The 24594-nt window shown below is 54.9% G+C and carries 25 protein-coding genes; 6 read left to right on the plus strand and 19 right to left on the minus strand.

What is annotated here, in order from left to right; genetic code table 11:
- Positions 1–84 precede the first annotated feature (84 nt).
- From PGR29_RS03205 to PGR29_RS03235, 7 genes are all read right to left on the minus strand, one after another.
- On the minus strand, positions 85–1191 hold the full coding sequence (locus tag PGR29_RS03205) for a PTS fructose transporter subunit IIC (protein ID WP_316424059.1): 1107 nt from the start codon (positions 1189–1191) through the stop codon (positions 85–87).
- Positions 1192–1234: 43 nt separating this feature from the next.
- Positions 1235–1546, minus strand: a complete 312-nt coding sequence (locus tag PGR29_RS03210) for a PTS fructose transporter subunit IIB (RefSeq protein WP_001028229.1) — start codon at positions 1544–1546, stop codon at positions 1235–1237.
- A 46-nt stretch (positions 1547–1592) separates the two neighbouring features.
- Entirely contained in the window at positions 1593–2057 is a 465-nt protein-coding gene (locus PGR29_RS03215) for a PTS sugar transporter subunit IIA (protein WP_213795061.1), read from the minus strand.
- 266 nt (positions 2058–2323) lie between these two features.
- Complete coding sequence (gene alsE / locus PGR29_RS03220) at positions 2324–3001, minus strand: D-allulose 6-phosphate 3-epimerase (RefSeq protein ID WP_316424060.1); 678 nt, start codon at positions 2999–3001, stop codon at positions 2324–2326.
- A 21-nt stretch (positions 3002–3022) separates the two neighbouring features.
- Positions 3023–4285 carry a PTS ascorbate transporter subunit IIC gene (locus tag PGR29_RS03225; RefSeq protein ID WP_087859398.1) on the minus strand — a complete coding sequence of 421 codons (1263 nt, stop codon included), beginning with the start codon at positions 4283–4285 and terminating at the stop codon, positions 3023–3025.
- A gap of 31 nt (positions 4286–4316) precedes the next feature.
- The gene (locus PGR29_RS03230; RefSeq protein WP_087859397.1) at positions 4317–4583 is read right to left on the minus strand and encodes a PTS sugar transporter subunit IIB; all 267 of its coding nucleotides are present in this window, start codon (positions 4581–4583) and stop codon (positions 4317–4319) included.
- Between the two features lie 10 nt (positions 4584–4593).
- Positions 4594–5034, minus strand: a complete 441-nt coding sequence (locus PGR29_RS03235; protein ID WP_316424061.1) for a PTS sugar transporter subunit IIA — start codon at positions 5032–5034, stop codon at positions 4594–4596.
- Between the two features lie 222 nt (positions 5035–5256).
- Here PGR29_RS03235 and PGR29_RS03240 point away from each other — a divergent pair, with 222 nt between their 5' ends.
- Entirely contained in the window at positions 5257–6309 is a 1053-nt protein-coding gene (locus tag PGR29_RS03240; RefSeq protein WP_316424062.1) for a LacI family DNA-binding transcriptional regulator, read from the plus strand.
- Positions 6310–6445: 136 nt separating this feature from the next.
- Here the strand turns inward: PGR29_RS03240 and PGR29_RS03245 are convergent, their stop codons facing one another.
- Positions 6446–8062: a peptide ABC transporter substrate-binding protein gene (locus PGR29_RS03245; protein WP_316424063.1), complete on the minus strand. Its 1617-nt coding sequence runs from the start codon at positions 8060–8062 to the stop codon at positions 6446–6448.
- Positions 8063–8250: 188 nt separating this feature from the next.
- Between PGR29_RS03245 and mpaA the strand changes: the two genes are divergently transcribed.
- Complete coding sequence (gene mpaA, locus PGR29_RS03255) at positions 8251–8964, plus strand: murein tripeptide amidase MpaA (protein ID WP_015366282.1); 714 nt, start codon at positions 8251–8253, stop codon at positions 8962–8964.
- Here mpaA and ycjG read toward each other — a convergent pair.
- A complete protein-coding gene (gene ycjG / locus PGR29_RS03260; RefSeq protein WP_316424064.1) occupies positions 8955–9920 on the minus strand; it encodes an L-Ala-D/L-Glu epimerase in 966 nt (321 codons plus the stop codon). The two genes, mpaA and ycjG, sit on opposite strands and share 10 nt — an antisense overlap.
- A 102-nt stretch (positions 9921–10022) precedes the next feature.
- On the opposite strand from ycjG, the gene tpx reads away from it, so the two are divergent.
- Positions 10023–10529, plus strand: coding sequence for a thiol peroxidase (tpx, locus tag PGR29_RS03265; protein WP_087859393.1), 507 nt, complete (start codon positions 10023–10025; stop codon positions 10527–10529).
- A gap of 28 nt (positions 10530–10557) precedes the next feature.
- On the opposite strand, the gene PGR29_RS03270 is transcribed toward tpx, so the two are convergent.
- The 8 genes from PGR29_RS03270 to pspA form a co-directional block, all read right to left on the minus strand.
- The gene (locus PGR29_RS03270; RefSeq protein WP_316424065.1) at positions 10558–11595 is read right to left on the minus strand and encodes an AbrB family transcriptional regulator; all 1038 of its coding nucleotides are present in this window, start codon (positions 11593–11595) and stop codon (positions 10558–10560) included.
- Positions 11596–11729: 134 nt separating this feature from the next.
- Positions 11730–13271, minus strand: coding sequence for a transcriptional regulator TyrR (gene tyrR / locus PGR29_RS03275; protein WP_045374638.1), 1542 nt, complete (start codon positions 13269–13271; stop codon positions 11730–11732).
- A 535-nt stretch (positions 13272–13806) separates the two neighbouring features.
- Entirely contained in the window at positions 13807–14868 is a 1062-nt protein-coding gene (locus tag PGR29_RS03280) for a TIGR01620 family protein (RefSeq protein ID WP_045374644.1), read from the minus strand.
- Positions 14865–16262: a YcjX family protein gene (locus tag PGR29_RS03285; protein WP_113373168.1), complete on the minus strand. Its 1398-nt coding sequence runs from the start codon at positions 16260–16262 to the stop codon at positions 14865–14867. Before PGR29_RS03285 ends, PGR29_RS03280 begins: the two co-directional genes overlap by 4 nt.
- Before the next feature lie 105 nt (positions 16263–16367).
- The gene (gene pspD / locus PGR29_RS03290; protein WP_015366275.1) at positions 16368–16586 is read right to left on the minus strand and encodes a phage shock protein PspD; all 219 of its coding nucleotides are present in this window, start codon (positions 16584–16586) and stop codon (positions 16368–16370) included.
- Between the two features lie 30 nt (positions 16587–16616).
- Complete coding sequence (gene pspC, locus PGR29_RS03295; RefSeq protein WP_015366274.1) at positions 16617–16976, minus strand: envelope stress response membrane protein PspC; 360 nt, start codon at positions 16974–16976, stop codon at positions 16617–16619.
- Positions 16976–17200, minus strand: a complete 225-nt coding sequence (pspB, locus tag PGR29_RS03300; protein ID WP_045393114.1) for an envelope stress response membrane protein PspB — start codon at positions 17198–17200, stop codon at positions 16976–16978. Before pspB ends, pspC begins: the two co-directional genes overlap by 1 nt.
- Before the next feature lie 55 nt (positions 17201–17255).
- Positions 17256–17924, minus strand: a complete 669-nt coding sequence (pspA, locus tag PGR29_RS03305; protein WP_087859389.1) for a phage shock protein PspA — start codon at positions 17922–17924, stop codon at positions 17256–17258.
- Between the two features lie 152 nt (positions 17925–18076).
- Here pspA and pspF point away from each other — a divergent pair, with 152 nt between their 5' ends.
- Positions 18077–19063 carry a phage shock protein operon transcriptional activator gene (gene pspF, locus PGR29_RS03310; protein ID WP_271032392.1) on the plus strand — a complete coding sequence of 329 codons (987 nt, stop codon included), beginning with the start codon at positions 18077–18079 and terminating at the stop codon, positions 19061–19063.
- On the opposite strand, the gene PGR29_RS03315 is transcribed toward pspF, so the two are convergent.
- Entirely contained in the window at positions 19054–20445 is a 1392-nt protein-coding gene (locus PGR29_RS03315; protein ID WP_316424066.1) for an MFS transporter, read from the minus strand. The two genes, pspF and PGR29_RS03315, sit on opposite strands and share 10 nt — an antisense overlap.
- A gap of 25 nt (positions 20446–20470) precedes the next feature.
- Complete coding sequence (locus tag PGR29_RS03320; protein ID WP_316424067.1) at positions 20471–21640, minus strand: M20 aminoacylase family protein; 1170 nt, start codon at positions 21638–21640, stop codon at positions 20471–20473.
- 171 nt (positions 21641–21811) lie between these two features.
- On the opposite strand from PGR29_RS03320, the gene PGR29_RS03325 reads away from it, so the two are divergent.
- On the plus strand, positions 21812–24109 hold the full coding sequence (locus PGR29_RS03325; RefSeq protein ID WP_316424068.1) for a helix-turn-helix domain-containing protein: 2298 nt from the start codon (positions 21812–21814) through the stop codon (positions 24107–24109).
- A 124-nt stretch (positions 24110–24233) separates the two neighbouring features.
- Positions 24234–24518: a hypothetical protein gene (locus tag PGR29_RS03330; RefSeq protein ID WP_015366267.1), complete on the plus strand. Its 285-nt coding sequence runs from the start codon at positions 24234–24236 to the stop codon at positions 24516–24518.
- Positions 24519–24594: the final 76 nt, after the last annotated feature.

Consider the following 24594-nt stretch of genomic DNA (forward strand, 5'->3'; position numbering starts at 1 on the left):
AGTATATAACGCGATAATAATATTCTATTATCACAATTCATTGTGAGCGCGACATCATGTTACTGCATACCATTATGTATATACTTAACTAATTTTAATGTCATCGAAGTTGATATCTTCCTCTTCTTGATCATTGTTTATAACAACATCGCGAGGTACATCTTTTTTGATGACAGCATAGACGGTTGCTGTGACTAATATATTAACTATCAAAGCCATAATACCCGCCATGGGGTTTGACATTGTTGGCAGCATCAATACACCACCAAAAGGTACAGTTGCATCTGCGCCATATACCATGGTGATTGCACCGCCACAAGCACCGCCGATTGCCGCTGCTGCAATACCGCGAACGATATCATTCATCACTATAGGTATAGCTCCTTCAACAATATTCACTACCCCCATAGGAACCGCCGATTTTAGCATTTCGATTTCTTCGTTATTATAAATGTTTTTGCGAAACAGTTTGGCGATAAAAAATGCCAGTCCAAAACCGATGGGTGTTGCTGTGTTAACTAACTGCAGGGCCGTAACTGGCTCATTTATACCCTGTGCCTGGAGAGTTAAGACGAATGCGAAGCACGTCTTATTGATCGGCCCACCAAAGTCAACGATACACAACGCTCCAATAACAGCACCTAATAGTAAATTTGATGAAGTACCCATACTTCTCAGGAACGATGTGAGTGCATCGGTAAAAATACCAATAGGCGTGCCGATGATATAGACCATGAGCAGAGCACTGAAAATGGATGCAAAAAAAGGCACAATCAATGTAGGCATTAAACCCCGAGCCCAGCCAGGAACCTTTACATTTTTAATGATAGCAAGAGCAATATACCCGGAAATATAGCCGCCGATCATGCCACCGATAAAACCCGCACCAATAGCATTAGCTGCCAGACCGACAACAAAACCAGGGGCAATACCCGGCTTACCCGCGATTGAACCGGAAATTCCGATAGCAATAACGACGGGCAATAGTCCGAGCGCCTTAGCCCCCATGGTAGCGAAAGCCTGCCACAGGTCAAATTGACCCGATACTAAAGAGTCCTGAACCGTCCCTCCAAAACCCATACCGATGGCAATAATAAACCCAGCACCACAGACAATCGGAATCAAGAATGAGATGGCAGTCAGCAGATGACCTTTAGGGTTTGCTGCTTTCCATATTTCTTTTATATTCATAAATTACGCCCTTTATTTTATATAGGATACGCATAGGTAGGTGTTATGAATTGACTAATTCACCAAGCTTTTCGATAAGCTTATTTGGTGATTTAACGGCCATTTCCGTAGGTACTTTGACGACTTTCTTGCCGGCAAACCTTTCTTCACCGGAAACTTTAACATCGGCGGCTAACAGGACGATGTCGGCTTGGGCAATTTCTTCAGCGGTCAAGGCATTCTCGATACCTATAGTGCCTTGCGTTTCAATTTTGACATTGTGCCCGGCTTTTTTTGCTGCTATTTCAATTTTCTTTTGCGCAATATAAGTGTGTGCAATGCCTACAGTACAAGCTGTAATCCCAACAATATTCATCACTACTCTCCAGGAGTTGATTATTTACGATGCTATGATGATTAAATTAAGCGCTGGCACCTTCAGCGTTTAAAAGATCAATGATTTTCTGAGGGGAATCTTCCATCAGTAATTTGTCCACTATCTCTTCATCGGCAAGTGAACCCGAAACTTGCGATAACAATCGGATGTGGGTGGCATTTTGGTCGACCAGGCATACGGCAAACAAAATAATACAGCGAACGTCGCTACCATCCATAGTTTCCCAGGGGATTTGATGTTGGGTTCGTCCAATGGCCAATGCCGTACGGACTACTCCTGAGGATTTACCGTGCGGGATCGCAATATGATTTTCGAACCCAGTAGAGCCCTGTTCCTCACGTAACCAGACATCTTTCAGAAAAACATCTTTATTAATAACTGCGCCATCATGCACTAATAAGTCAGTTAATTCTTCAATTGCTTCTTCTTTACTTTTAGCCATCATGTTCAATTTGATATTTCTTACATTCAGCACACTCGAAATGTCCATAAGTCACCTTCGTTAATGTAAATAAATGATCATCAGTAATCAGCAATACCGGCTTCTACCACCACGCAGTCTGCCAAACCCGCCGGGGCCCACAGCATCAATAGAAAGCATTCGCAAGCGTGCGATGAGTCGTCACGAACTCCAGATATAAAAGGGTTACAGCGCTCTCAACCATATAAATCTAACGCGAAGGCAAAGAGACAGACCGGTTAAATAGACTCTTTGCACTGCACAATGGCTCAATACGGCTGAGCGCGCTGCAATTTTCAGGCAGCGACTTCGCGCTGGTAGATATTGATCATTTTATCCCATGCATCGCTGACGTTATCCGCCAGGGAGAACAGGCCCGAGGTTCCCACAATAAAGACGTCAACGCCCGACCGGGAGATAACATTGAAGGTTTTCTCGTTACAGGAGCCGTCAATTTCGGTCAGATAGTGGTAACCATGCGCTTCGCGCATCGCAATCAGTTGTTTAATTTTATTGAGTGATTCCGGGATAAACTTCTGGCCTGCGTAGCCTGGGTCAACCGACATGACGGTCACTTTATCCAGCAGGTGCGCGTACTCTTTAATAGCCTCCGCCGGAGTCGCCGGGTTCAACACCACACCGCAGCGACGGCCCGCATCTTTAATCTGGTTCAACAGCCGGAATATTTTGTTATTCGCCGTCTCAGGATGGAAACTGATAATATCGGCCCCGGCATCAATACACATTGAAATAATATCTTCCGGATGATTCACCATCAGATGTACGTCGATCGGCACATCGGTAATTTTTTTCAGGTTTTCGATAAAAAACGGAGATAGAGTAATATTCTTCACATAGTTACCGTCCATTATATCGACGTGATAAAAATCAGCCCTACCGTTCATTGCCGTAATTTGCTCTCTGAACTGCGTTAAATCCATACACATTAACGAGGGCGAAAATTTAGCTGCCATACCTCACCTCTATAAAATTAGTTAGTTAAACAGTGACACGACATGCCCAAGAATGATGCCAACAACGCCAAAGTCCGCATCGCCAAAGGTGGTGGATGCAAAGCCAAGGTCGCCCATCAGAGGCAACAAAATCGCGGGCAAAAATGAAATCAACAGACCGTGAGCGAATGCCCCCACCACCGCGCCGCGACGACCGCCGCAGATGTTGCCGTAAACGCCCGCCGTCGCGCCGCAGAAGAAGTGCGGCACCAGGCCGGGAACAATGACGCTTAAACCAAGCAGTGGGCAGAGGAACATACTCACCAGACCAGCGGCAAAACTTGACAGGAAGCCGACTATCACCGCGTTCGGGGCGAACGGAAAGACGGTTGGACAGTCGAGCGCCGGTTTAGCGTCTTTCACCAGCTTGTCGGCGATGCCTTTAAAGGCCGGAACAATTTCGGCAATAATCATGCGAACACCCGCAAGGATGATCCACACGCCTGCCGCGAAGGTCAGCGACTGGATAATGGCGAAGATGATAAAGTTCTGACCACCGCTGATGCTGGTCTCAACAAACGCTTTACCTGCGACCAGTACCAGAATCAGGAACAGGATCATCATCGTCAGTGAGATGGCCACCGAGGAGTCACGCAGGAAGTTCAGCGTTTTCGGCACCTTCAGCTCTTCAATCGACGGGCTGCCTTTACCGATCGCTTTTCCCACCAGCGCCGACAGCAGATACCCGGTTGAACCAAAGTGGCCCAGCGCCAGGTCATCAGTGCCGGTAATTTTGCGGGTAAATGGCTGCAGAATAGCCGGAGAGACCACCATCATGATGCCGAGGATCACCGCCCCCACCAGTACCACCCAGAACGGCGACAGACCACCGACAGAGAGGATGACGGCCAGCATCGCCGACATATACAGCGTGTGGTGGCCCGTCAGGAAGATGTATTTCAGCGGCGTAATTCGGGCAAGGACAATGTTAAACAACATCCCCAGCACCATGATCATGGCTGTCGCGGTACCATAGTTTTTCTGCGCCAGCGCCGCCATGGCGTCAGTATTGGGGACAACACCCTGAATATGGAAGGAGTGCTCAAACAGCTGGCTAAACGTCGTTAACGTCGTGGCGACAATCGCCGCCCCGGATGTTAATATCACAAACCCCATAATGGTTTTGAGGGTTCCGGAAATAACGTCGGAAACTGCTTTTTTCTGCAATAATAAGCCGATCAGGGAAAACAGACCGACCAGTATTGCTGGTGTGCCCAACACATCATGAATAATAAACTGCAGCATAGAATGACTCCGTAAGGCCGCAAATAATTAATCAGAGATTCTCGGAAAGAATTTCTTTTATTTTATTGTTATCCAGCAGGTTAGATAAACCAAAAACCTGCGCAGAATGGCTGGACAGATGTTCAGCTATATCCCTGGCGCTAAGAATAATATCGGCAGTTTCGCTTTTTGCCGAAGTCAGATCGGTATGGGAAACCTCTGCTTCTTTATTCAGCTCTTTAATAATTTTTTTTACATTCATTTCAACGATAAAGCTACTACCTAAACCGTTACCACAAACAATCAGAACCTTTTTCATCTCTACCTCACTATCCATTGATAACGGCTTGAATTTTCGTCATTGATGAGGCTTTCAGCAGTGCTGAGAGTCGTTCATCATCGCTAAAAATGTCCGCCAGGGCTGTAATCATATTGATGTGTTCATCTCCCGAAAGCGCACACAGCATAATCAGGACGTAAATAGGGTCATTCTCTTCCGAGCCAAAAGAAACGCCTTTTTTAATATGCAAAAGCGATAAACCATTTTTAATTGCACCTTGCTCCGGGCGAGCATGAGGCATCGCCAGACCAGGCGCTAAAACATAATAAGGACCAAGTTTTTCATGGCTGTTAAAAATGGCCTGAATATAATCTTCAGTAATCGCCTCTTTCGCCAATAAGGGTTGAGCCGATAACGTAATTGCCTGTTTCCAGTCACTGACTGAATCCACAATCTGGATATTTTCCGTTGGTAACCAGGTCGTGATCATAAATTCCCCGATAGCATTGAAAGTGAGCCTACTATAGTGGAATCTCTTCGCGGCTTACCGTGATCTTCATCTCAAAGTTAGCGCTAACACAGTAACAATGTTAAAATTCTTGTTACCGCTAACTTTGTTACCCATACTTATCATTACTTTGCAGTTGGGCAATGCGCAAAATGCCAAACATCATTTACAATGGCCGCCCAGTCAGGCGAAAGGAGGACATCAGTGCAGACGTTAGAAGCGGACGATAGCGCGAGAGAAAAACGCAGGAAAAACACCGGTAAAATTACGCTCGCTGAAGTGGCAAAACTGGTCGGCGTCAGCACGATGACCGTGTCACGCGCGTTACGCATGCCTGAAAAAGTGAATCCTGAACTGCGCACACGTATTGAAGCAGCGGTAAACGAGCTGGGCTATGTGCCAAATCTGCAGGCCCGCAACCTTGCCTCTGCCGACTCCAGCCTGGTGATGGGCGTGGTTCCCTCGTTTTCCTCCCCGGGCTTTCTTGCCGTCTCCGAAACACTGCAGACCGTGCTCACGACCCATGGCTACAGCATGATGTTTATCGAGTCCGGCCAGGGTGGACAGAGTGAAGAAAAAGCTTTTGCGCAAATGCTCGCTTACAACCCGGCAGCGATTGTTCAATTCAATATTGATAACATCAGCAGTTGTTCGCAAATGATCAGTAACACCGGCGTGCCGGTGGTTGAGATTGGTGCCATCAATCGCGATGCGAGCTGGGTCAGCATTGGCGTTGACTATGCCGCAGCCATCAAAAAGTTGGTCACATCGCTTGTACAGACCGGATATAAAAATATCGGCCTGCTTTGCACGGCTTCCAATAACATTATGTTTCGCCAGGTACTAAGCGGTTGGAACAGCGCGATGCTCTCCGTTAACCACTCCCCGCATCGCGTGGTGACCTCTCACCTGCCGGCAGGCATTACGACCGGCCTGAACCTGCTAGGCGATATTCGTATCACCTGGCCTGAGCTTGATGCGCTGATTTGCACATCCGATGAAATCGCCTGCGGTTGCATTATGGCCTGCCATGGTGTGGGGCAAAAAGTGCCCGACTCTCTGGCACTGGCAAGCCTGAGTGGGGGGACTCTCGCCGCCGTTTGCTCACCGGCGCTGACTGCCGTCGAATTTCCCTGGAGTGAAACGGGAACCCTCGCAGGACAAACATTGCTTGAGCTACTGGCGGGCAATTCGACGGATAAATTCATTGAATTACCCTCAGCGTTACAAGTTCGCGCCAGCACCAGAAAGCAGTAGTGTTGGCGACATATTTATTGATTTGTTATCCCGCCGAATACGGCAGGATAACTATGCGTCAGAAAAGTGATGCTTTCTGCTACGGCGGGTGAGGGTCAGAAGGAGAAACTGGCGCTGCAAGCCGCGCCAGTACCGATTAGTGCTTCACAATATACATTGTGCGGCTGTAGGCCACGTCTTCCGGATTGGTGATCGGGTATCCTTTTAACCACGGCTTGATCAGGCGGCCGTTGGTATACTGATAGATTGGCGCAATGGGCGCTTTGGCCATGATGATTTTCTCTGCCGCGTTGTAATCATCGTTACGCGCTTTTTCCGAGGTTTCCTGCGCCGCCTGGGCGAGGATCTTATCGTAAGCCGGATCGTTAAAGCGCGAAATATTGCCCGTATGGGTTGATGTGAGCAGCGACAGGAAGGTCGACGGCTCGTTGTAATCCCCTACCCACGATGCGCGAATAACGTCAAAATTACCGGTATTTCGGCTATCGATATAGGTCTTCCACTCCTGGTTTTGTAGCTTCACATCCACACCGAGGTTTTTCTTCCACATCGACGCCACGGCGATGGCGATTTTCTGGTGATTTTCCGACGTGTTGTACAGCAGCGTCAGCTTCAGCGGACGGTCCGGGCCATATCCTGCCGCCGATAGCAGCGCTTTAGCCTGGGCATTCAACTCGGCCTGGCTCATGCTCTCAAACTGCGAAGGCTGCGGGGTAAAGCCTGCGGTAACGTCAGGGGTGAATCGCCAGGCCGGTTTCTCACCGGTGCCGAGGATCTTCTCCGCCATAATCCGCCGGTCGATGGTCATACTTAACGCCAGACGCACGCGTTCATCGGCGGTTGGCCCTTTCTGGGTATTGAAGGCGTAATAATAGGTGCCTAACTGCGGCGGCGTGTAGACCTGTCCGGGAATATCCTTCAGCAGTTTCTGATACATATTTTTCGGGAAGGATTCGGTGATATCAATATCACCCGCCAGATAACGTTTGGTCGCCGACGATTCCTGGTTAATCGGCACGAAAGTCACCTGCTTAATCACCGTTTTGGCGTTATCCCAGTACTGTGTATTCGGCACGACGACCAGCTTCTCATTCACCACCCGGTCTTTCAGCACATAGGCGCCGTTGCCGATAAGGCTGCCCGGGCGCGTCCAGTTAGCGCCGCTTTCAACATTCGCTTTCTGCACCGGGTAGAACGCAAAGCTTGCGGTCAGGTTGCTGAACCACGGCAGCGGTTTATCCAGCTGCACGCGGAGCGTGTGGGCATCGACCGCCGTCACACCGAGAGTGTCCGGCGCCGCTTTACCATCAATAATATTTTGCGCATTACTGATACCCGCTAAGGCGGAAAACCAGGCGAATGGCGAAGTGGTTTTCGGATCCACCAGACGCTGCCAGCTATAGACGAAATCCTGCGCCGTCACCGGAGAACCGTCGGACCAGCGCGCGTTATCGCGCAGGGTAAAGGTCCAGACGCGGTTATCGTTGCTCTGCCAGCGGGTCGCCACGCCAGGGATGATATTGCCCTTCGCATCCTGGTTTACCAGCCCTTCGAACAAATCGCGGATAACCTGAATTTCCGGCAGGCCGACGGCTTTAGCGGGATCTAATGAAGCGGGCTCGTCTTTTATATGGCGTACCAGCTGCTGTTTTTCAGCTAATACGGTTCCTGGAGGCACATCCGCCGCCCAGGCAAGAGAAGAAACGCTGGCTAACCACAGCGCGCCGCATGTCAATGTGACAGGATACTTCATGAGATCCCCTTTTAAATGAACAAACCAGTGCTGGCAGAGCGATAATTATTTGTTTCCCCACCTGAAATTGCAAACGGCTTATGATAGAAAATTGACATGACGAGTTTTTTCGCCAGAGAAGGAAAGCGTTTGATTCCGGGACGCTTTTCTACAACACTGCTAACAATAACCTGATGACAGGATACCCTATGCCCGTTTCACGTCCTCGCCCCCTGCGCGGCGCTTTCCCGCCAGGTACGCAACGTTACGGCCAGTCGCATCTCGGCGCGCCGTTGCTGTGGTTCCCCGCTCCGCTGGCTGATAGCCGCAGCGGTCTGATTATCGCCGGCACGCACGGCGACGAAAACTCGTCGATCGTCACCCTCTCCTGCGCGTTGCGCACGCTAAAACCGGAGCTGCGCCGCCATCACGTGGTATTAACGGTCAACCCTGACGGCTGTCAGCTAGGGTTACGCGCCAACGCCCGCGGTATCGATCTCAATCGAAACTTCCCGGCCGCTAACTGGAAGGCGGGAGAAACGGTGTATCGCTGGAATAGCGCAGCCGAAGAGCGTGATGTGGTTCTGCTGACCGGTGAAAAACCGGGTTCGGAGCCCGAAACCCAGGCGCTGTGCCAGCTGATCCACCAGATCCATCCGGCGTGGGTAGTCTCCTTCCACGATCCGCTGGCCTGCATTGAGGACCCCGGCCACAGCGAGCTGGGACAATGGCTCGCCGGGGCCTTTAATTTACCGCTGGTAGGCAGCGTTGGTTACGAAACGCCGGGCTCTTTTGGCAGCTGGTGCGCCGATATCGGCCTGCCGTGCATTACCGCCGAATTTCCGCCGGTCTCCGCCGACGAAGCGACAGAAAAGTACCTCGCGGCGATGACCGATTTACTGCACTGGCACACTCACAGATGAAGCACGCCGGTGCTGAACTGCAGCGCCGGCTCCACATCCACCGCCAGCCACGTCGGACCATCGAGATCCGCGAAACGGGCCAACGGCGCCAGCGGCAGCGCGGCGGAAATGGCTCGTGAAGTACAAAGCATACAGCCCAGCATCCTCTTATATCCCAGCCGTTCAGCCTCCTGCGCCAATAGCAATGCCTCGGTCAGACCACCGGTTTTATCCAACTTAATGTTGACCATTTCGTAGCGACCCTGCAGAGCCGGCAGGCTTTCCCGCGTATGACAGCTCTCATCGGCGCAGATCGGCAGCGGATGAATGAAGTTTTCCAACGCCTCATCGGCGTCGGCCGGTAACGGCTGCTCCAGCATCGCCACGCCAAGATCGGCCAAAAGCTGACAGCGCGCCGCCAGACCTTCTCCACGCCACGCTTCGTTAGCATCAACGATCAACGTCGCCTGCGGCACCGCGTCGCGAATAGCAACCAGCCGCTCGCTAATCAAATGATCGTCGAGCTTGACCTTCAGCAGCCGCGCGCCTTTCTCCCACAGCGCGGCGGCGCTGGCCGCCATCTGCTCCGGCGTGCCGATAACCACGGTTTGCGCCGTCACCACTTCGCGCGGCAGGTTGACGCCAAGCAGCTGCGGCAACGTTTTCCCCGCGCGGCGCGCCTCCAGATCCCACAGCGCGCAGTCAACGGCATTGCGCGCGGCTCCTGCCGGCAGTAGCTGTTGTACCTGCTCGCGGGTGGCGCCGCGCTCAAGCTGCTCGCCGATCGCCATAATCTGCGCCATCACCGAGGCGATGCTTTCCCCGTAGCGCGGATAAGGCGTACATTCTCCGGCCCCTTTTACGCCATCCTCTTCTATTTCCACCACCACCACTTTGGCCTCGCTGCGGCTGCCGCGAGAGATAACAAACGGCGTGTGTAGCGGCCATGATTCTTCAAAAACTCGAAGGTTGCGCATTCCCTGGGCCTCTTAGGTAAATGTTAAATAGAGTTTGCCGTGTTGCTGGCTGATGTCATACACTAACTACGACGTTAACTATATGTAAACAGGAAGATAACCATGTCGCAAACCGTACATTTCCAGGGTAACCCAGTGTCTGTTCAGGGCTCCATTCCTCAGGCTGGCGCGAAGGCGCAGCCGTTTACGCTGGTCGCCAAAGATCTCTCTGACGTCACGCTGAGCCAATACGCTGGTAAACGTAAAGTACTGAATATTTTCCCAAGCATCGATACCGGCGTCTGCGCGGCATCGGTTCGCAAATTCAACCAACTGGCTTCTGAGCTGAACAACACCGTCGTGCTGTGCATCTCCGCTGACCTGCCGTTCGCGCAGTCCCGTTTCTGCGGCGCAGAAGGCCTGAGCAATGTGATCACCCTGTCTACCCTGCGCGCGCCGCAGTTCCTGGCAGATTATGGCGTTGCTATCTCCGCAGGCCCGCTGGCCGGTCTGGCAGCACGTGCAGTCGTTGTTCTCGATGAAAACGACCAGGTGGTTTACAGCCAACTGGTTAACGAAATCACCGAAGAGCCGGATTACGATGCGGCGCTGGCTGCGCTGAAAGCGTAATCGCCCTCTTTCTGTTATCAAGCCTCCTTCAACGGAGGCTTTTTTCTTTGCGCGGCGCATAGCGCGAAATCAACCGCGCGGTGGCCGGGCCGGTGAGCAATATAGTAAACAGGCGCAGCGTTTGCATCGCCATGATAAAGGACATATCCGCCCGGGTACCGACGGCAATTATCGCCACCGTATCCAGACCGCCGGGGCTGGTCGCCAGATAGGCGGTGAGAAAATCCAGCGGCAGCAGGTGCGTCAACGCTAAAGCCATCAGCGCGCATAATGCGATCAAGCCGACGATGGCGACGATGATTTGCGGTAGCGTCTTCAGCGCCAGCATAAAAATATCGCGATTAAACTGCAGGCCAACCGTCCAGCCGAGCGCAGTATAGGCCAGCACCAGTAACCATTCCGGTAGCTCCAGCAACAGCACGCCTTCGCCCTGGGCCAGCGCGCCGGCCAGCATCGGTAACAACATTGCCCCGGAAGGGATGCGTAAACGTAACCCCAACCAACCGGCGACCGCGGTCAATAGCAGCGTTAACGGTAGATTAAAAGTCAACGGCGGGAACCAGACGATATGCCGGGTCATTTCCTGCGCCTCGCCGCCGAGCGCCAAACGCACCACCATTACCGCCGCGCCGACCACGAACAGTACCCGCAGATACTGCATCAGGGCCACCAGACGAACGTCGGCGCCATACTCTTGCGCCATTACCACCATCGCCGATGCGCCGCCCGGCGAGCTTCCCCACGCGCCGGTTGCACCGGGCAGCGAGCTGTAACGCACCAGTAGCCAGCCGGTCAACGCGCTGATGGCCAGCGTGGAAAGGAGGATAATCAATACCAGCGCCCAGTTGGCGGCCAGAACGCCAAAAATCGACGGGGTTAGCGCGCGGGCGATCATGCAGCCGATGATAGCCTGAGCGGCGATAAAGAAAGGACGAGGGAGGCGAATCGTGGCGCCGCGCAAACTCAGGATAATTCCGGCGATAAGCGGGCCAAGCAGCGGCGCGGCAGGAAGGTGGAGCCAGAACAGCACAAAGGAGAGCACGGCGGAGAGTGCCAGTAATATCATCCACTGAGGCCAATCCCGTTGCAGCACCAACCGTCACCTTCCCGGAAAAAGAATAATAAAATAAGTATATACAGAATTATCGCTGAAAAAACGCCGATAATTGCGGCCGCGCCGAGCCGGCCGCAAGCAGTGATTTACTCTTCGCCTTTCTTCTGACTCAGACCATACTCGCGCAGCTTGTTAGCAATCGCGGTATGCGAAACGCCGAGACGTTTGGCTAATTTACGCGTGCTGGGGAAGCTGCGATACAACTGGGTCAATACCGAACGCTCAAAGCGGCGGGTAATATCGTCGAGCGATCCTTCCATCGCCTCTTCGCCAACCGGCAACGACGACACATCGTGATCTGGCAGCAGGATGTCCTGCGGACGCAGTTCGAAGCCATCAAGCTGGGTTAACGCCCGGTACACTGCGTTTTTCAACTGACGCACGTTGCCCGGCCAGCTATAGCGGGTCAACACGGTATTAAGGTCGGCAGAAAGTTTTGGCCGCGGGATACCCTGCTCATCGGCAAAGCGCGCGACGAATAGTTCGGTGAGCGGCATGATGTCCTGCGGACAATCACGCAGCGGCGGCAGGTTCAGCGTCAGCACATTCAGACGATAATAAAGATCTTCGCGGAACAGCCCTTTCTGCACCAGTTCGACGAGATTTTTTTGCGTCGCGCAGATAACCCGAACATCGACATGCACTTCGTGATCTTCACCGACGCGACGGAAAGTACCATCGTTGAGAAAGCGCAACAGCTTCGTTTGCATGCCTGGCGACATTTCGCCTATCTCATCCAGCAGCACAGAGCCGCCGTTGGCCTGCTCAAAGAAACCTTTTTTCCCCTGCGACGCATCGCCGAATAGCTCGCTCTCCACCGCATTTTCCGGAATCGAACCGCAGTTCAGCGCCAGATACGGTTTGCTGGCGCGCGGGCTGGCCAGATGGCAGGCATGGGCCAGCAGATCTTTACCGGTACCGGTATCGCCGACAATCAGCAACGGGGCGCTAAGCATCGCCAGCTTGCGGGCCTGTTCTACGACGTGGCGCATTTTCGGCCCAACGGCGAGGATCTGGCTGAAGGCGCTGGTATCCTGGGTCGTTAGCGTTTGCAGTTGACGCCCCATACGTACGGTGGAGCGCAACATCACCACGGCGCCGGTCAGCACGCGTTCGGCGTGTTCGCCTTCCAGATACACCGGCGTTACTTCCAGCATAAAGTTTTGGCCATTCACGACCACATGCTCGGTATGCGACTCCAGCGGGTTACCTTCCAGCCAGCGCTGCAGGTTGAAATCAGTAATGAGCTGCGCCACCGGATGGCTGCGTAAACGAGCCTGAGTTTGACCAAACAGCTGGCAGCTGGCCGGGTTGGCAAGTTCTACTTTGCCTTTGGCATCCAGCGACAGCACCGGTTCCGGCATTGCCACCAGCAGCGCGCTCAGCGCCAGATGTTCCCGCTCTGACGGCATCCACGCCACGGTTCGAACATCGGTTACGCCGGAGATACGGCGGATTTCCGCCATTAAACTGCTGAAACTGGCGAACTCCAGCTCGGCGAAATTAAGGTAGATTCGGCCAATCGGGTCGATATCGATACCGCGCAGATCAATACCGCGCAGCACCAGCAAATCGAGTAATTCACGGGTCAGACCAAGACGGTCCTGACAAAAGACTTCCAGACGCATAGGAGTTTTCACCCTAAAAAGGCCAATGACGGATGAATGATAGGACAGATATGTGCTTACGGGAAGATAGCTGTCAACAATTATTGACAGTATGGCGGAAAAATGGGCTTTATGCCGTAAAGTTATGCGGGCATTTCTTTTGCGTTATGGCTCGCATGGCTCAGAGAGCGCACAGAAGGCTCTGGTCGCCAGGGGTTTTCGGAGGCGGCGCGTTGCGCCTTCTCCGGGCTACCAAATCGCGCAGCGCTGTAGCCCCGGTAAGCGGCAGCGCCACCGGGGGATCCAGCGTGGTGAATAAATTAACAGCAGGCCGCACGAACCGTAGATACTGTTATCGGTTTGCAACTTTTTTAAGGGGGGTTCCCAGAGGCGGCGCGTTGCGCCTTCTCCGGGCTACCAAATCGCGCAGCGCTGTAGCCCCGGTAAGCGGCAGCGCCGCCGGGGGATCCAGCGTGGTGAATAAATTAAAGGCAGGTCGCACGAACCGTAGGCCGGGTAAGGCGCAGCCGCCACCCGGCATTTACGCTTGCCGACGTTATTTCTCCGCGCCGGTTTTGCTTTTCTGCAGCGTCTCTTTTAACTGGCCGATCAGTTCGCGGCGGAAATCGCCGAGCCGAGGTTTATCATCGGCTATCCACGGTAGCGGGCGGCACAGCTCCATCGCCTTAATCCCCAGACGGGCGGTCAACAACCCGGCGCCGATACCCTGGGCGGCGCGCGCCGACAGGCGGGCCGCCAGATCCTGCGACATCCAGTCCATTCCGACTTCGCGCACCAGTTCGCTGGCGCCGGCAAAGGCGATATTCAGCAACACCAGGCGGAATAAACGCAGGCGGCTATAATAGCCAAGTTCAATACCGTAGAGGGTGGCGATACGGTTAATCAGCCGCAGGTTACGCCAGGCGATAAACGCCATATCCACCAGCGCCAGCGGGCTGACGGCGATCATCAGCGTCGATTCCGCCGCCGAACGGCTGATTTCCCGCCGCGCCTGCGCGTCCAGCACCGGCTGCACCAGTTGCGCGTACAGGCTCACCACTTCGCGATCGTTTTGCGTTTCATGGATCGCCGCATACCAGCGCTGCAGCGCCGGATGCGATTGATCCAGCCCGGCCTGCTGCGCCAGTTTCTCACAGAACGCGCGCCCTTTGCCCACCGCGTGACTATGCATCAGATCCCGCGCTTCATCGCGTTCGTGCGCGCGCTGGCGCAGCCGCCACAGGCGACGCCATTCGGTCGCAACCGATCCCACGCCCGCGCCGACAATCAGCGCCCCGGCCGCACAGCCGCCAAGCGCAATCCAGTCCTGAGTCTGCCAGGCCGTCACCGTCCACTGCACGCCCTGCGCCACCACGCTAATGCCAAAAATCGCCAGCCCGGCGCTAACCATCCGTCGCCACAGGCTGCGTTTCGGGCGCAGTACCGATTCCACCACCGCTTCGGCGGCCCCTTCCTCTTCAGCGACCATTTCAGGCAGCATCGGAGCGAAGGTTTGCGCATCGGCCGCGTCAAAGGCGCGGGCCGATTTTAAGGTCTGACTCTTTTCCGTTTCCAGTGGGCCATCGAAATCGATCCGCGGTTTTATCGGCTCGCTCATCGCAATTTATCTCCAATCAAAAATTCCAGCGCCGCGTCGAGGCGTATATGCGGCAGCGGTTTATCGACATCCATCGCTCTCGGGCGGAAGTTCTCAAACTGGAAGCCCTGCTGTTCCCAGAAGGCCTGACCCGGCAGCCGCGCCGGCACCTCGCCTGGGAAAATAGTGAGCGGCTGCCCATCGCTCAGACGATCGCCACGCAGCGCCGGGATCTTCTCGCCGTTAACCTCGATAAGCCCGCCCTGGGTGGCCTGAATGGACGCCAGCCCCAGACAATCCATGCTGATGCCCTCAAAGGCGGCATTCTGCCAGGCGTCCTGAATCAGTTGCTGAAGTAGCGACACCATGTTGCCGTGCTGATCGACGGTCACGTGATCGGCTTTGGTGGCGGCGAACAGTAGCTTGTCGATAACCGGTGAAAACAGGCGACGGAACAGCGTTCGCTGGCCGTAATGGAAACTTTGCATCAACTGGGTCAGCGCCAGACGCATATCGTTAAACGCCTGCGGCCCGCTGTTTAACGGCTGCAGGCAGTCCACCAGTACAATCTGGCGGTCAAAGCGCAGGAAGTGGTCTTTATAAAAGCCTTTCACCACTTTCTCGCAGTAGTATTTGAAACGCTCGCGCAGCATCCCCGCATTGGTGTGTTTATCTGCCTGCGCCAGCCTGGCTTCGCCAGCCGCATCGACATCCGGCCAGGGGAAAAACTGCAGCGCCGGCGCGCCCGCCATGTCGCCAGGAAGCACAAACCGCCCCGGCTGAATAAAGTGCAACCCCTCGCGCTTGCAGGCGTGCAGATAATCGGTCCAGGCGGCGGCGATCTCCGCCAGCCGGGTTTCGTCGGCGGGCGCCAGCGGATCGAGCCCCTCGCACAGCTGCCGCCAGCGGGCAGACCACTCTCCGCGCTGCCCCTGTAACAGCCCGGTCATCTGCCGCGACCAGCTTAAATAATCTTGCGCCAGCATCGGCAGGTCGAGCAGCCATTCGCCCGGATAATCCACGATTTCCAGATACAGGGTTGAGGTGTCTTTGAAATGACGTAGCAGAGAATCGTTAGAGCGATAGCGCAGTGCGAGGCGAATTTCGCTCACCCCGCGGGTTGGCGTCGGCCAGGCCGGGGGCTGGCCATAAAGCTGCGCCAGGCCTTCATCATAGGTAAAACGCGGAATGCCGAAATCACGCTGCGGAACCCGTTTCACGCCCAACAGACGTTCTTCGCGCGCCGCGCTCAGCAGCGGCAACCGGGCCCCGGCGTGGATATTCAGCAGTTGATTAACCATCGCGGTGATAAAAGCCGTTTTACCGCTACGGCTTAGCCCGGTTACGGCAAGACGTAAATGCCGGTCAACCCCGCGGTTGACCAGCGCATTGAATTCAGTTTTGAGTCGCTTCATCGCCAGTCCGTTATGCCCAGAAGGAATGTCGTTTAATGATAAGCTAAATAGATGGGGATAATCAGGGTCAATATAAAGCGCGCCGGTATTCCTCCCCCTGAGGAATTATTTCATTCCGCGGGCAAAACGATTGGCCAGCCGACTGAGCAGCGGCTCAAGCGCTACCGCCAGCAACATTTTCAGCGGCCGACGCGCCACCGATTTCACCGCCCAACCGGCAACGCCCGCCGGGCCGTAACGCAGCGCGGTCAGCAGCACCAGCTTACCGGCGATCTTAAGACCCGGTTTCACTTTTTGCCCTGCCTGTTGCCATTTCATATTCATGCGTTGCCTCGTGGTTATATGGAAAAAGTTTTACAGTTGACGAAAACGGCTGCGCAGCGTGAAGGTATCGGAGGTGATATAACGCTCCATATCACGCAGGCGCTGTTCGCCGGAAGCCAGTTCGGCATCCACGGCGGCCAGTAAATCACCATTGCTCGGCCCTTTTTCGCCGTACAGTTCGCTATCCGGTATCGGATCCAGCGCGAAAGTCAGAATGATGTAGGCCACCAGCACGAAAAAGAAGAGGCCAAAAATCATCGCCAGCACGGTTATCAGACGCACCAGCTTCACCGGCACATCCAGGTGCTGCGCAATACCGGCGCAGACCCCCTTCACCATTCCGCGCTGCGGAATGCGCCACAGTTTTTTATTAAAGTCCAATCCGGCCATTATTTGTCTCTCCAGTTCGGATGTTCCGCATCAAGGATCGCTTCCAGCGCCTGAATACGCTCGCGCATCCGTTTCGCCTCATCGGTCAGCTGCAGCAGGCGCTGCTGTTCGTTCTGGGTTAACGCCCCGTCCGCCGAGCGATTGTTGTAGTGCAGCCATAACCAGACCGGCAACACGAACAGCACAAACAGCGTGAGCGGGATGGCAAGAAAAAGCATGCTCATGTGTACTCCTTACAGGTGGTGAGCCGCGGCGCAACACCGCGCCGCGCAATATGCATTACTGGTTATTCTGATTCATTTTGGCTTTCAGCGCCGCCAGTTGCTCGCTGATTTCATCATCCGCTTTCAGTTCGGCAAACTGCTGATCCAGCGATTGTTGTTTGCCAAAACGATGGCTCTCCGCCTCGGCTTCCATTTGGTCAATGCGGCGTTCGAAAGACTCAAAACGCGCCATCGCTTCATCCATTTTACCGCTATCCAGCTGGCGGCGAACATCACGCGAAGAGCTGGCCGCCTGATGGCGCAGCATCAGCGCCTGCTGACGAGCGCGGGTTTCGCTGAGCTTATTCTCCAGCTCGCCAATCTCTTTTTTCATTCGCGCCAGGGTTTCATCCACCAGTTGCGCTTCGTGCTCCAGACTGCCGATAAGGTCAGTCAGCTTCTGTTTTTCGATCAGCGCCGCACGCGCCAGATCTTCTTTCTCTTTACGCAGGGCCAGCTCGGCCTTTTCTTGCCATTCCAGTTGCTGCGCCTGCGCCTGTTCGATACGGCGGGTCAGCTGTTTCTTTTCCGCCAGCGCGCGGGCGGAGGTAGAACGCACTTCAACCAGCGTGTCTTCCATCTCCTGAATCATAAGACGGACCAGCTTCTGCGGATCCTCCGCTTTCTCCAGCAGGGAGTTGATGTTGGCGTTCACGATGTCGGCAAAGCGAGAAAAAATACCCATAATTTCAATCCTCATAGTTCTGATAGCAGGCAGCGGCCTGTGCAGTAGTTAATACAAATGGCGTGCCAACTTTTTATCTTATTGATTTTAAACAAGGTGGTTGAGGAATGGCCGCCTGCTTGCTACAGTGAGTTGGTGAATCACACTACTTAATGGCGAAATTCATCATGGCGGAATACAAGGATAACCTGCTTGGCGAGGCAAATAGCTTTCTGGAGGTGCTCGAGCAGGTCTCGCAGCTGGCGCCGCTGGATAAACCGGTGCTGGTGATCGGCGAACGCGGGACCGGCAAAGAGCTCATTGCCAACCGACTGCACTTTCTCTCTTCGCGCTGGCAGGGGCCGTTTATTTCGCTGAATTGCGCGGCGCTGAATGAAAACCTTCTCGATTCCGAATTGTTTGGTCATGAAGCTGGCGCCTTTACCGGCGCCAGCAAACGGCATCCGGGGCGCTTTGAACGTGCCGACGGCGGCACGCTGTTTCTCGATGAGCTGGCCACCGCTCCGATGCTGGTGCAGGAAAAATTGCTGCGGGTAATTGAATACGGCGAGCTCGAACGCGTCGGCGGCAGCCAGCCGCTGCAGGTTAACGTACGGCTGGTGTGCGCCACCAACGCCGATCTGCCCAAAATGGTCGAGGAAGGTCATTTCCGCGCCGACCTGCTCGACCGGCTGGCGTTTGATGTCGTGCAACTACCGCCACTGCGCGAGCGCCAGAGCGACATCATGCTGCTTGCCAACCAGTTTGCCATTCAGATGTGCCGCGAACTGGGGCTCCCTCTGTTTCCCGGCTTTAGCGAGCGAGCCGTCGACACGCTGCTTGCATACCGCTGGCCGGGCAATATTCGTGAGCTGAAAAACGTGGTTGAACGTTCAGTTTACCGCCACGGCAGCAGTGATAGCGAGCTGGATAATATCATCATCAACCCATTTAACAGCGCCGCTCCTGCGCCTGCTCCGGTCGCCGAACATGCGCTTCCCGCGTTGCCGCTGGACCTGCGCGCCTTTCAGCTGGAGCAAGAAAAAAGCCTGCTGCAGTCAAGCCTGCAGCAGGCGAAGTACAATCAAAAGCAGGCGGCGGACCTGCTGGGGCTTACCTACCACCAGCTACGCGCATTACTGAAGAAGCATCAGCTATGAGCGACGCGCGGCAGCATCGCCGCGCTGACCAGCATTGAGCCTAAACACAGCGCGGCGTTAAACCACAGCGCGTACTGCGCGGCGCTGGCCATCCCCAACGGCAGGAACAGCGCAAAAAGTGACGCCGTCACGGCAATACCCATCGCACCGCCAAGCGAGCTTCCCATCTTATAAACCCCTGACGCGACGCCAATTTTATTCTCCGGCGCATTGGCGACGGCGGTATCGGTCGAAGGCGTGGCATAACAACCAAGACCGAGGCCAAACAGAATATTGCTGAAGAAGACGGTCCCGATATACAGCGACTTATCGAGGAAGGTACAGGAGATCAGCAGAATACCGATAGCGGTAAACACCGGCCCGGTCATCATCGGCAACCGCGCGCCATAGCGCTGGAGCAGTTTTTCTCCGACGCGAATCATCGCCAGTACCGTCACCAGATAACCCAGCGTCATCATGCCGGTTTCCAGCGGGGTGAGATGATGCCCCTGCTGTAGCCAGATGCTGGTGATCATCATCGTGCCGATAGCGCCATTAAACATGAAGTTCGACAGCACCGCCGCGCCGTAGGCTCGGTTGCGAAATAAAGCGAAGTCGATCAGCGCCGCTTCACCTTTGCGCAAACCGCTGCGAATAAACAAACCTCCCATAACCACCGCGCCGCCCAACATCGACAGCGTTAAACCGCTGCTCCAGCCCCATTGATGACCCTTGCTGATAAACAGATTAAGCAGCACCAGCGAAGCAATCAGGCTTAATAATCCGCCCACATCCAGCTTATGCCGATCGGCGCTGGCGCTGCGGCTCTCCGGGGTGCCCCGTAGCAGCAATAATGCCAACAGCGCCACCGCAATCGAAAACACGAAGATCCATCGCCAGCCAAGACCGGTGGCAATCGCGCCGCCGACAAACGAGCAAAGCCCGCTACCGCCCCAGGAGCCAATGACCCAGAAACTCACCGCCCGCTGCCGCGCCCTACCTTCATACCAGGTTTTGATCAGCGCCAGCGTCGCCGGCATAATGCAGGCCGCCGAGAGCCCCTGCAGGATACGGCCGGTGATAAATAGTCCCGGCCCCTGCGACGCCGCCAGAAACGCGCTACCTATAATACTCAGCGCCAGGCCGAGATAGGTCATCCGCACCCTGCCGAATTTATCCGCCAGCCCGCCGCTGGCCACCACAAAACAGCCGCTGAATAAAGCGCTGAGACTCACCGCCAGGGTTAACGTCTCCAGTGAAATATCGAGGCTGCTTTTCATCGCCGGAACAACATTGATAACCGATTGCGCAAACAGCCAGAACGTCAGCACGCTGAGCACAATACCCGCCAGCAGGCGATCGCTGCCGACGAACTGAGATTCGCTTAACGATACAGAACTCATAATCGGGTCCCCCCGTCGCGATAGGTTAACGCAGATAGCGTTCCGTCAGGCCGCACCACAGCGCCGCACCGGTAAGCAGGATTTGATCGTTAAAATCGTATCCCGGGTTATGCACCATACAGCGGTCGGCTTCATCACCCGCGCCGATAGTGAAGTAGCAACCGTTTGGATTGCTCTCCAGCATGAAGGCGAAATCTTCGCTACCCATGAATGGATTCACGGTATAAACCTGTTCTTTGCCAAACAGCGAGGTCGCCACTTCACGGACCAGCTCATTAGCCGCCGGATCGTTACGTAAAACCGGGCTGCCGTTGACGTGGGTTAAGGTAGCGCTGGCGTTAAAACTTTCCGCCTGCGCGACCGCAATATCATGAATGCGCTGCAGCACCGTCTCGCGTACCTGCTGATTAAGGGTACGGACCGTCAACTTCATCAATACCTTATCGTTGATGATGTTCGGCGCGTGACCAGCCTGAATGCTGCCGACGGTGACTACCGCAGGTTCAAATGGCGTGATGTTGCGTGAAACGATCGATTGCAGCGCGAGGGTAATGTGGCAGGCAACCAGCGTCGCGTCGACGGTATGTTCCGGTACCGCGCCATGGCCGCCAACGCCCTTCACTTCGATATGCAGCGTATCGGAAGAGGCCATCATCGCGCCGTCGCGCAGGCCGATTTTGCCCAGTTTCTGGCCCGGCATGTTATGCAGGCCAAAGATGGCGTCGCAGGGGAATTTTGTGAACAGGCCATCTTCGACCATCACCCGTCCGCCGTACAGCAGTTCTTCTGCCGGTTGAAAAATTAACTGCAGCGTACCGTTAAACTGACGCGTGCGCGCCAGATATTCCGCCGCATACAGCAGCGTGGTGGTGTGACCGTCATGGCCGCAGCCGTGAAAACGCCCGTCGACCTGGCTTGCCCATGCTTTACCGCTCATTTCCTGCATCGGCAGCGCATCCATATCCGCGCGTAGACCCAGACGTTTTTCGCCGCTGCCGACTTTCAGCGTCCCGACCACGCCGGTACCGGCGAGGCCGCGATGCACTTCATATCCCCACTCAGCAAGCAGCCTGGCGACTTCATCGCTGGTTTTATGTTCTTCAAAGCCAATCTCGGGCTGTTGGTGGAAGCGGCGACGTAACGCCACAAACTGCGCTTCATTAACTTGCAAAGATTCAATCAATGGATGTGTCATTTTTATTATTCCTGTGTTGTGTTTGCACGACACTTTCGAGTTTATGCGCCCCACCCGGCTTTAAAATGCGCTTTTTTGTTTTATATTGACGAATTATCAATGACTATTTTCTATACAATTCTGTTATGACAAAAAATACCCTGTTATTTTTTGTCTTTTAAGGAGCGGCGCATGGAACACCATCTCGGCGATTTCAGCCTCACGGTGCGCGATATTCGCCACCTCAGCCCGCCGGAAAGCGACGGATTAACGCTGCTGTGGCTGCTGGAAGGCAGCGCGCGGTTGCAACTCGGCGAAGCGCCGCAACCGATGCGGGTTGATGAACTGGCGATCGTTAACCGCCGCCAGCGCTGGCAGATTACCGGCGAAGAGGCCAATGCGGTCATGATCCTCAACCTTGCCGCCGGTTGGCTCACCCGCCTTGATAGCGATTTTTTTGCCTGTGATTATCGGGTTAACGGCGAAAACATGGATGCGGCAGATAACCTGCGCCAGTTGATGCGCCAGTTGCTGGTAGCCGGGTTGGTCAATCATCAGTCGCGCTACCGCTTAGAAGCCAACCGCTGGCTCAGCGAAATCGCCCTGCTGCTGGCGACCCGCTTTACGCAGCCCATCGTACCCAGCCTGCGCCGCGGCGCCGAAAACTGGAGCCGACGAATTATCAACGTAGTAGCGCGCATCGAAGCCAACTATCAGCGGCGGATCTCGCTGCAGGAAGTGGCCGCCGCTGAGTTTGTCTCGGAGGCCTGGCTTTCCCGCCTGTTTCATAAAGAGGTCGGCGTCAGCTTCGTGCAGTACATTACCGCCCTGCGTCTCGGCAAGGCCGCCGAGCAACTGCTGACCACCCGACGCTCGGTGCAGCAGGTGGCGCAGGACAACGGCTTCGCCAGTACCCGCATCATGAGCGATCTGTTTAAGCGCCAGCATGGCGTCACGCCGCGGCAGTTTCGCCAGCAGCAGCCGCAGTCCGCCGCTCGTCCGCGGGTCAACGCCAGTGAAGTCTGGCATCCGGTCGCGGTCGAACGGCTTTACGCCCGCCTTAACGAGGCGGAAAAAAGCAGCGATGATACGCCTCCGCTACTGCTCAACCCACGTCAGACACGGCAGGTGGATATCCGCCAGCTGCCAGCGCGCGCGCCGGTATTGCGCCATACCCGTACCATCGTTACCGTCCGTGAACTCGATGATTTACTCCGCGAAGATGTCCGCCGCGAGCTGGAGCAACTGCAGCAGACGCTACCCGTCTACGGCATTGATATTCACGATCCGTTTCTCAGCAGCCGCTTGTTTGGCGAAGGCTGGGACGACCCGACGCTCGCGGGTTATGCCTGTTGGTACAATCTTCAGCAGCTGTTTAGCTGGCTGGCGCAGAAAGGCTGGACGGTGCTGCTCCATACCGGTTTAACCACCCGCTGCGATTTATTGCAGCGTTTTCTTCGGCTCGCCGCCAATCACTTTTCACCCACGACGCTTGCGAGCTGGCGCTTTGTCTGGCACTGGTCGCCGCAGGCCGGTGAAGCCGCGCGACAGCTGGCCTGGCGACAACAGCGCGAAGTGGTTGCGTCCACCTTGCAACAACCGCAAATGGGTATCTGGCATCGTTTCCCGCAAAGCGGTATTGCCGACGATCCGCTACTGTCTTCCCCGCTGCTCAGCGAGGCCGATTTTCTCGCCTGCCAGGCGGATGCTAATGAACTGCTTGACCTGGCGCAGGCCGATAGCAGCAAGCTTGCCGCCAGTGAAAGCTATCCGCGACAGAAATTACGCCAAATCCATAATGCCCTGCGGCAACGGCAGCTTTCGTTGCCGCTGTGGCTGCTATCGTGGAATACGTTAACCGGCGATACCCGCGATACCAACGGGCGTTTTTTTCGCGGCGCGCTGTTGATGGATAACCTGCTGGGCATTGCCGAACAGGTGTGGCTGGCAGGCTTCTGGCTTAATTCCGGGCTGCAGGGGGAGGCGCGGGACAACGGTAAACTCGACACCTCCAGCCTGGCGTTGCACTACCTGCATGGTCTGCCGCGCCCGGTTTACTGGGTATTATGGCTGTGGCGGCGTCTGCGCGGCGAAGTCTTAATCAATGACAAAAACCTGTTGTTGTTACGTCATAACGGACATTACCAGTTGCTGTTGCGCAATACGGTGATTTTCAACCCCTGGCTGTCGAGCGAAGAGGCCTTTACTCAGCGCTTTCGCCAACCCTATACCCTGCGGCTTGCAGGACTGGAGGGACGCTGGCGCATCAAACAGCATTTGTTCGATCAACATCACGGCGCGCTATTTCCGCTGTTCGAGGCATTCCGTAGCCGCAGCGGCCCGGACGAAGAAGATTATCGCTGGCTCCAGCATCACGCCCGTCCGGCGCTGAGCGTGCATGAGGAACAACTGGATGATGGCTGGCTACGGGTGGATTCATTGCAGAGCAATGCGCTGGCATTATATGAATTCACACCGCTGAATAATTGAAGCGTGACAACGTCACTATCATTTCATGTATGAAAACGCGAGGAGTTAATAATATGTAACTGGTAAGATGTCTTAATGTGAATTATCATCGGCGGCAATTATATTCAATGGACTGAAAATTCACGTGATTCCGGTTAATTCTCATACGCTAACCCGCTATGCCGCCCATGCCAGTCTGATTCACACTATGAAAAATCATCATGCGCCAGCCCTCTCTTTAATGATGATTTTTTCGGATCTCTGCGTGCGCTCCACGCGTGATGCCTACAGCGAACAAGGCTGGGAAATATCAGAACGTAAAAGCGGGCTGGTACTGCGTACTTTCGTCGCCATCCATCGCGACGGCGGAGAACTGGAGATCACGCCAAAAGATTATATTGCCCGCTACAATCAGCTCCTTCCGCTCTGATCCCCGCCACTCGCGCCCGCCGATTGCAGAACGCCAGCAGATGGCTAACTGGAGAAATTGGCGATAAAAAGATACC

Origin of the sequence: Klebsiella sp. 141203 (assembly GCF_032601985.1) — a bacterium.
Taxonomy (GTDB): domain Bacteria; phylum Pseudomonadota; class Gammaproteobacteria; order Enterobacterales; family Enterobacteriaceae; genus Klebsiella; species Klebsiella aerogenes.

What these genes read in the sequence shown, in the direction of transcription:
- PGR29_RS03285 (WP_113373168.1), bottom strand. Translation starts at nt 16,262, where the DNA reads ATGAAGCGACTCAAAACTGAATTCAATGCGCTGGTCAACCGCGGGGTT.
- PGR29_RS03280 (WP_045374644.1), bottom strand. Translation starts at nt 14,868, where the DNA reads ATGAGCGAGCCGATAAAACCGCGGATCGATTTCGATGGCCCACTGGAA.
- PGR29_RS03235 (WP_316424061.1), bottom strand. Translation starts at nt 5,034, where the DNA reads ATGATCACGACCTGGTTACCAACGGAAAATATCCAGATTGTGGATTCA.
- PGR29_RS03210 (WP_001028229.1), bottom strand. Translation starts at nt 1,546, where the DNA reads ATGAATATTGTTGGGATTACAGCTTGTACTGTAGGCATTGCACACACT.
- pspA (WP_087859389.1), bottom strand. Translation starts at nt 17,924, where the DNA reads ATGGGTATTTTTTCTCGCTTTGCCGACATCGTGAACGCCAACATCAAC.
- PGR29_RS03230 (WP_087859397.1), bottom strand. Translation starts at nt 4,583, where the DNA reads ATGAAAAAGGTTCTGATTGTTTGTGGTAACGGTTTAGGTAGTAGCTTT.
- pspC (WP_015366274.1), bottom strand. Translation starts at nt 16,976, where the DNA reads ATGGCCGGATTGGACTTTAATAAAAAACTGTGGCGCATTCCGCAGCGC.
- tyrR (WP_045374638.1), bottom strand. Translation starts at nt 13,271, where the DNA reads ATGCGTCTGGAAGTCTTTTGTCAGGACCGTCTTGGTCTGACCCGTGAA.
- mpaA (WP_015366282.1), top strand. Translation starts at nt 8,251, where the DNA reads ATGCCCGTTTCACGTCCTCGCCCCCTGCGCGGCGCTTTCCCGCCAGGT.
- PGR29_RS03245 (WP_316424063.1), bottom strand. Translation starts at nt 8,062, where the DNA reads ATGAAGTATCCTGTCACATTGACATGCGGCGCGCTGTGGTTAGCCAGC.
- pspD (WP_015366275.1), bottom strand. Translation starts at nt 16,586, where the DNA reads ATGAATATGAAATGGCAACAGGCAGGGCAAAAAGTGAAACCGGGTCTT.
- PGR29_RS03225 (WP_087859398.1), bottom strand. Translation starts at nt 4,285, where the DNA reads ATGCTGCAGTTTATTATTCATGATGTGTTGGGCACACCAGCAATACTG.
- ycjG (WP_316424064.1), bottom strand. Translation starts at nt 9,920, where the DNA reads ATGCGCAACCTTCGAGTTTTTGAAGAATCATGGCCGCTACACACGCCG.
- PGR29_RS03315 (WP_316424066.1), bottom strand. Translation starts at nt 20,445, where the DNA reads ATGAGTTCTGTATCGTTAAGCGAATCTCAGTTCGTCGGCAGCGATCGC.
- PGR29_RS03205 (WP_316424059.1), bottom strand. Translation starts at nt 1,191, where the DNA reads ATGAATATAAAAGAAATATGGAAAGCAGCAAACCCTAAAGGTCATCTG.
- alsE (WP_316424060.1), bottom strand. Translation starts at nt 3,001, where the DNA reads ATGGCAGCTAAATTTTCGCCCTCGTTAATGTGTATGGATTTAACGCAG.
- PGR29_RS03320 (WP_316424067.1), bottom strand. Translation starts at nt 21,640, where the DNA reads ATGACACATCCATTGATTGAATCTTTGCAAGTTAATGAAGCGCAGTTT.
- PGR29_RS03325 (WP_316424068.1), top strand. Translation starts at nt 21,812, where the DNA reads ATGGAACACCATCTCGGCGATTTCAGCCTCACGGTGCGCGATATTCGC.
- PGR29_RS03270 (WP_316424065.1), bottom strand. Translation starts at nt 11,595, where the DNA reads ATGATATTACTGGCACTCTCCGCCGTGCTCTCCTTTGTGCTGTTCTGG.
- pspF (WP_271032392.1), top strand. Translation starts at nt 18,077, where the DNA reads ATGGCGAAATTCATCATGGCGGAATACAAGGATAACCTGCTTGGCGAG.
- tpx (WP_087859393.1), top strand. Translation starts at nt 10,023, where the DNA reads ATGTCGCAAACCGTACATTTCCAGGGTAACCCAGTGTCTGTTCAGGGC.
- PGR29_RS03215 (WP_213795061.1), bottom strand. Translation starts at nt 2,057, where the DNA reads ATGGACATTTCGAGTGTGCTGAATGTAAGAAATATCAAATTGAACATG.
- pspB (WP_045393114.1), bottom strand. Translation starts at nt 17,200, where the DNA reads ATGAGCATGCTTTTTCTTGCCATCCCGCTCACGCTGTTTGTGCTGTTC.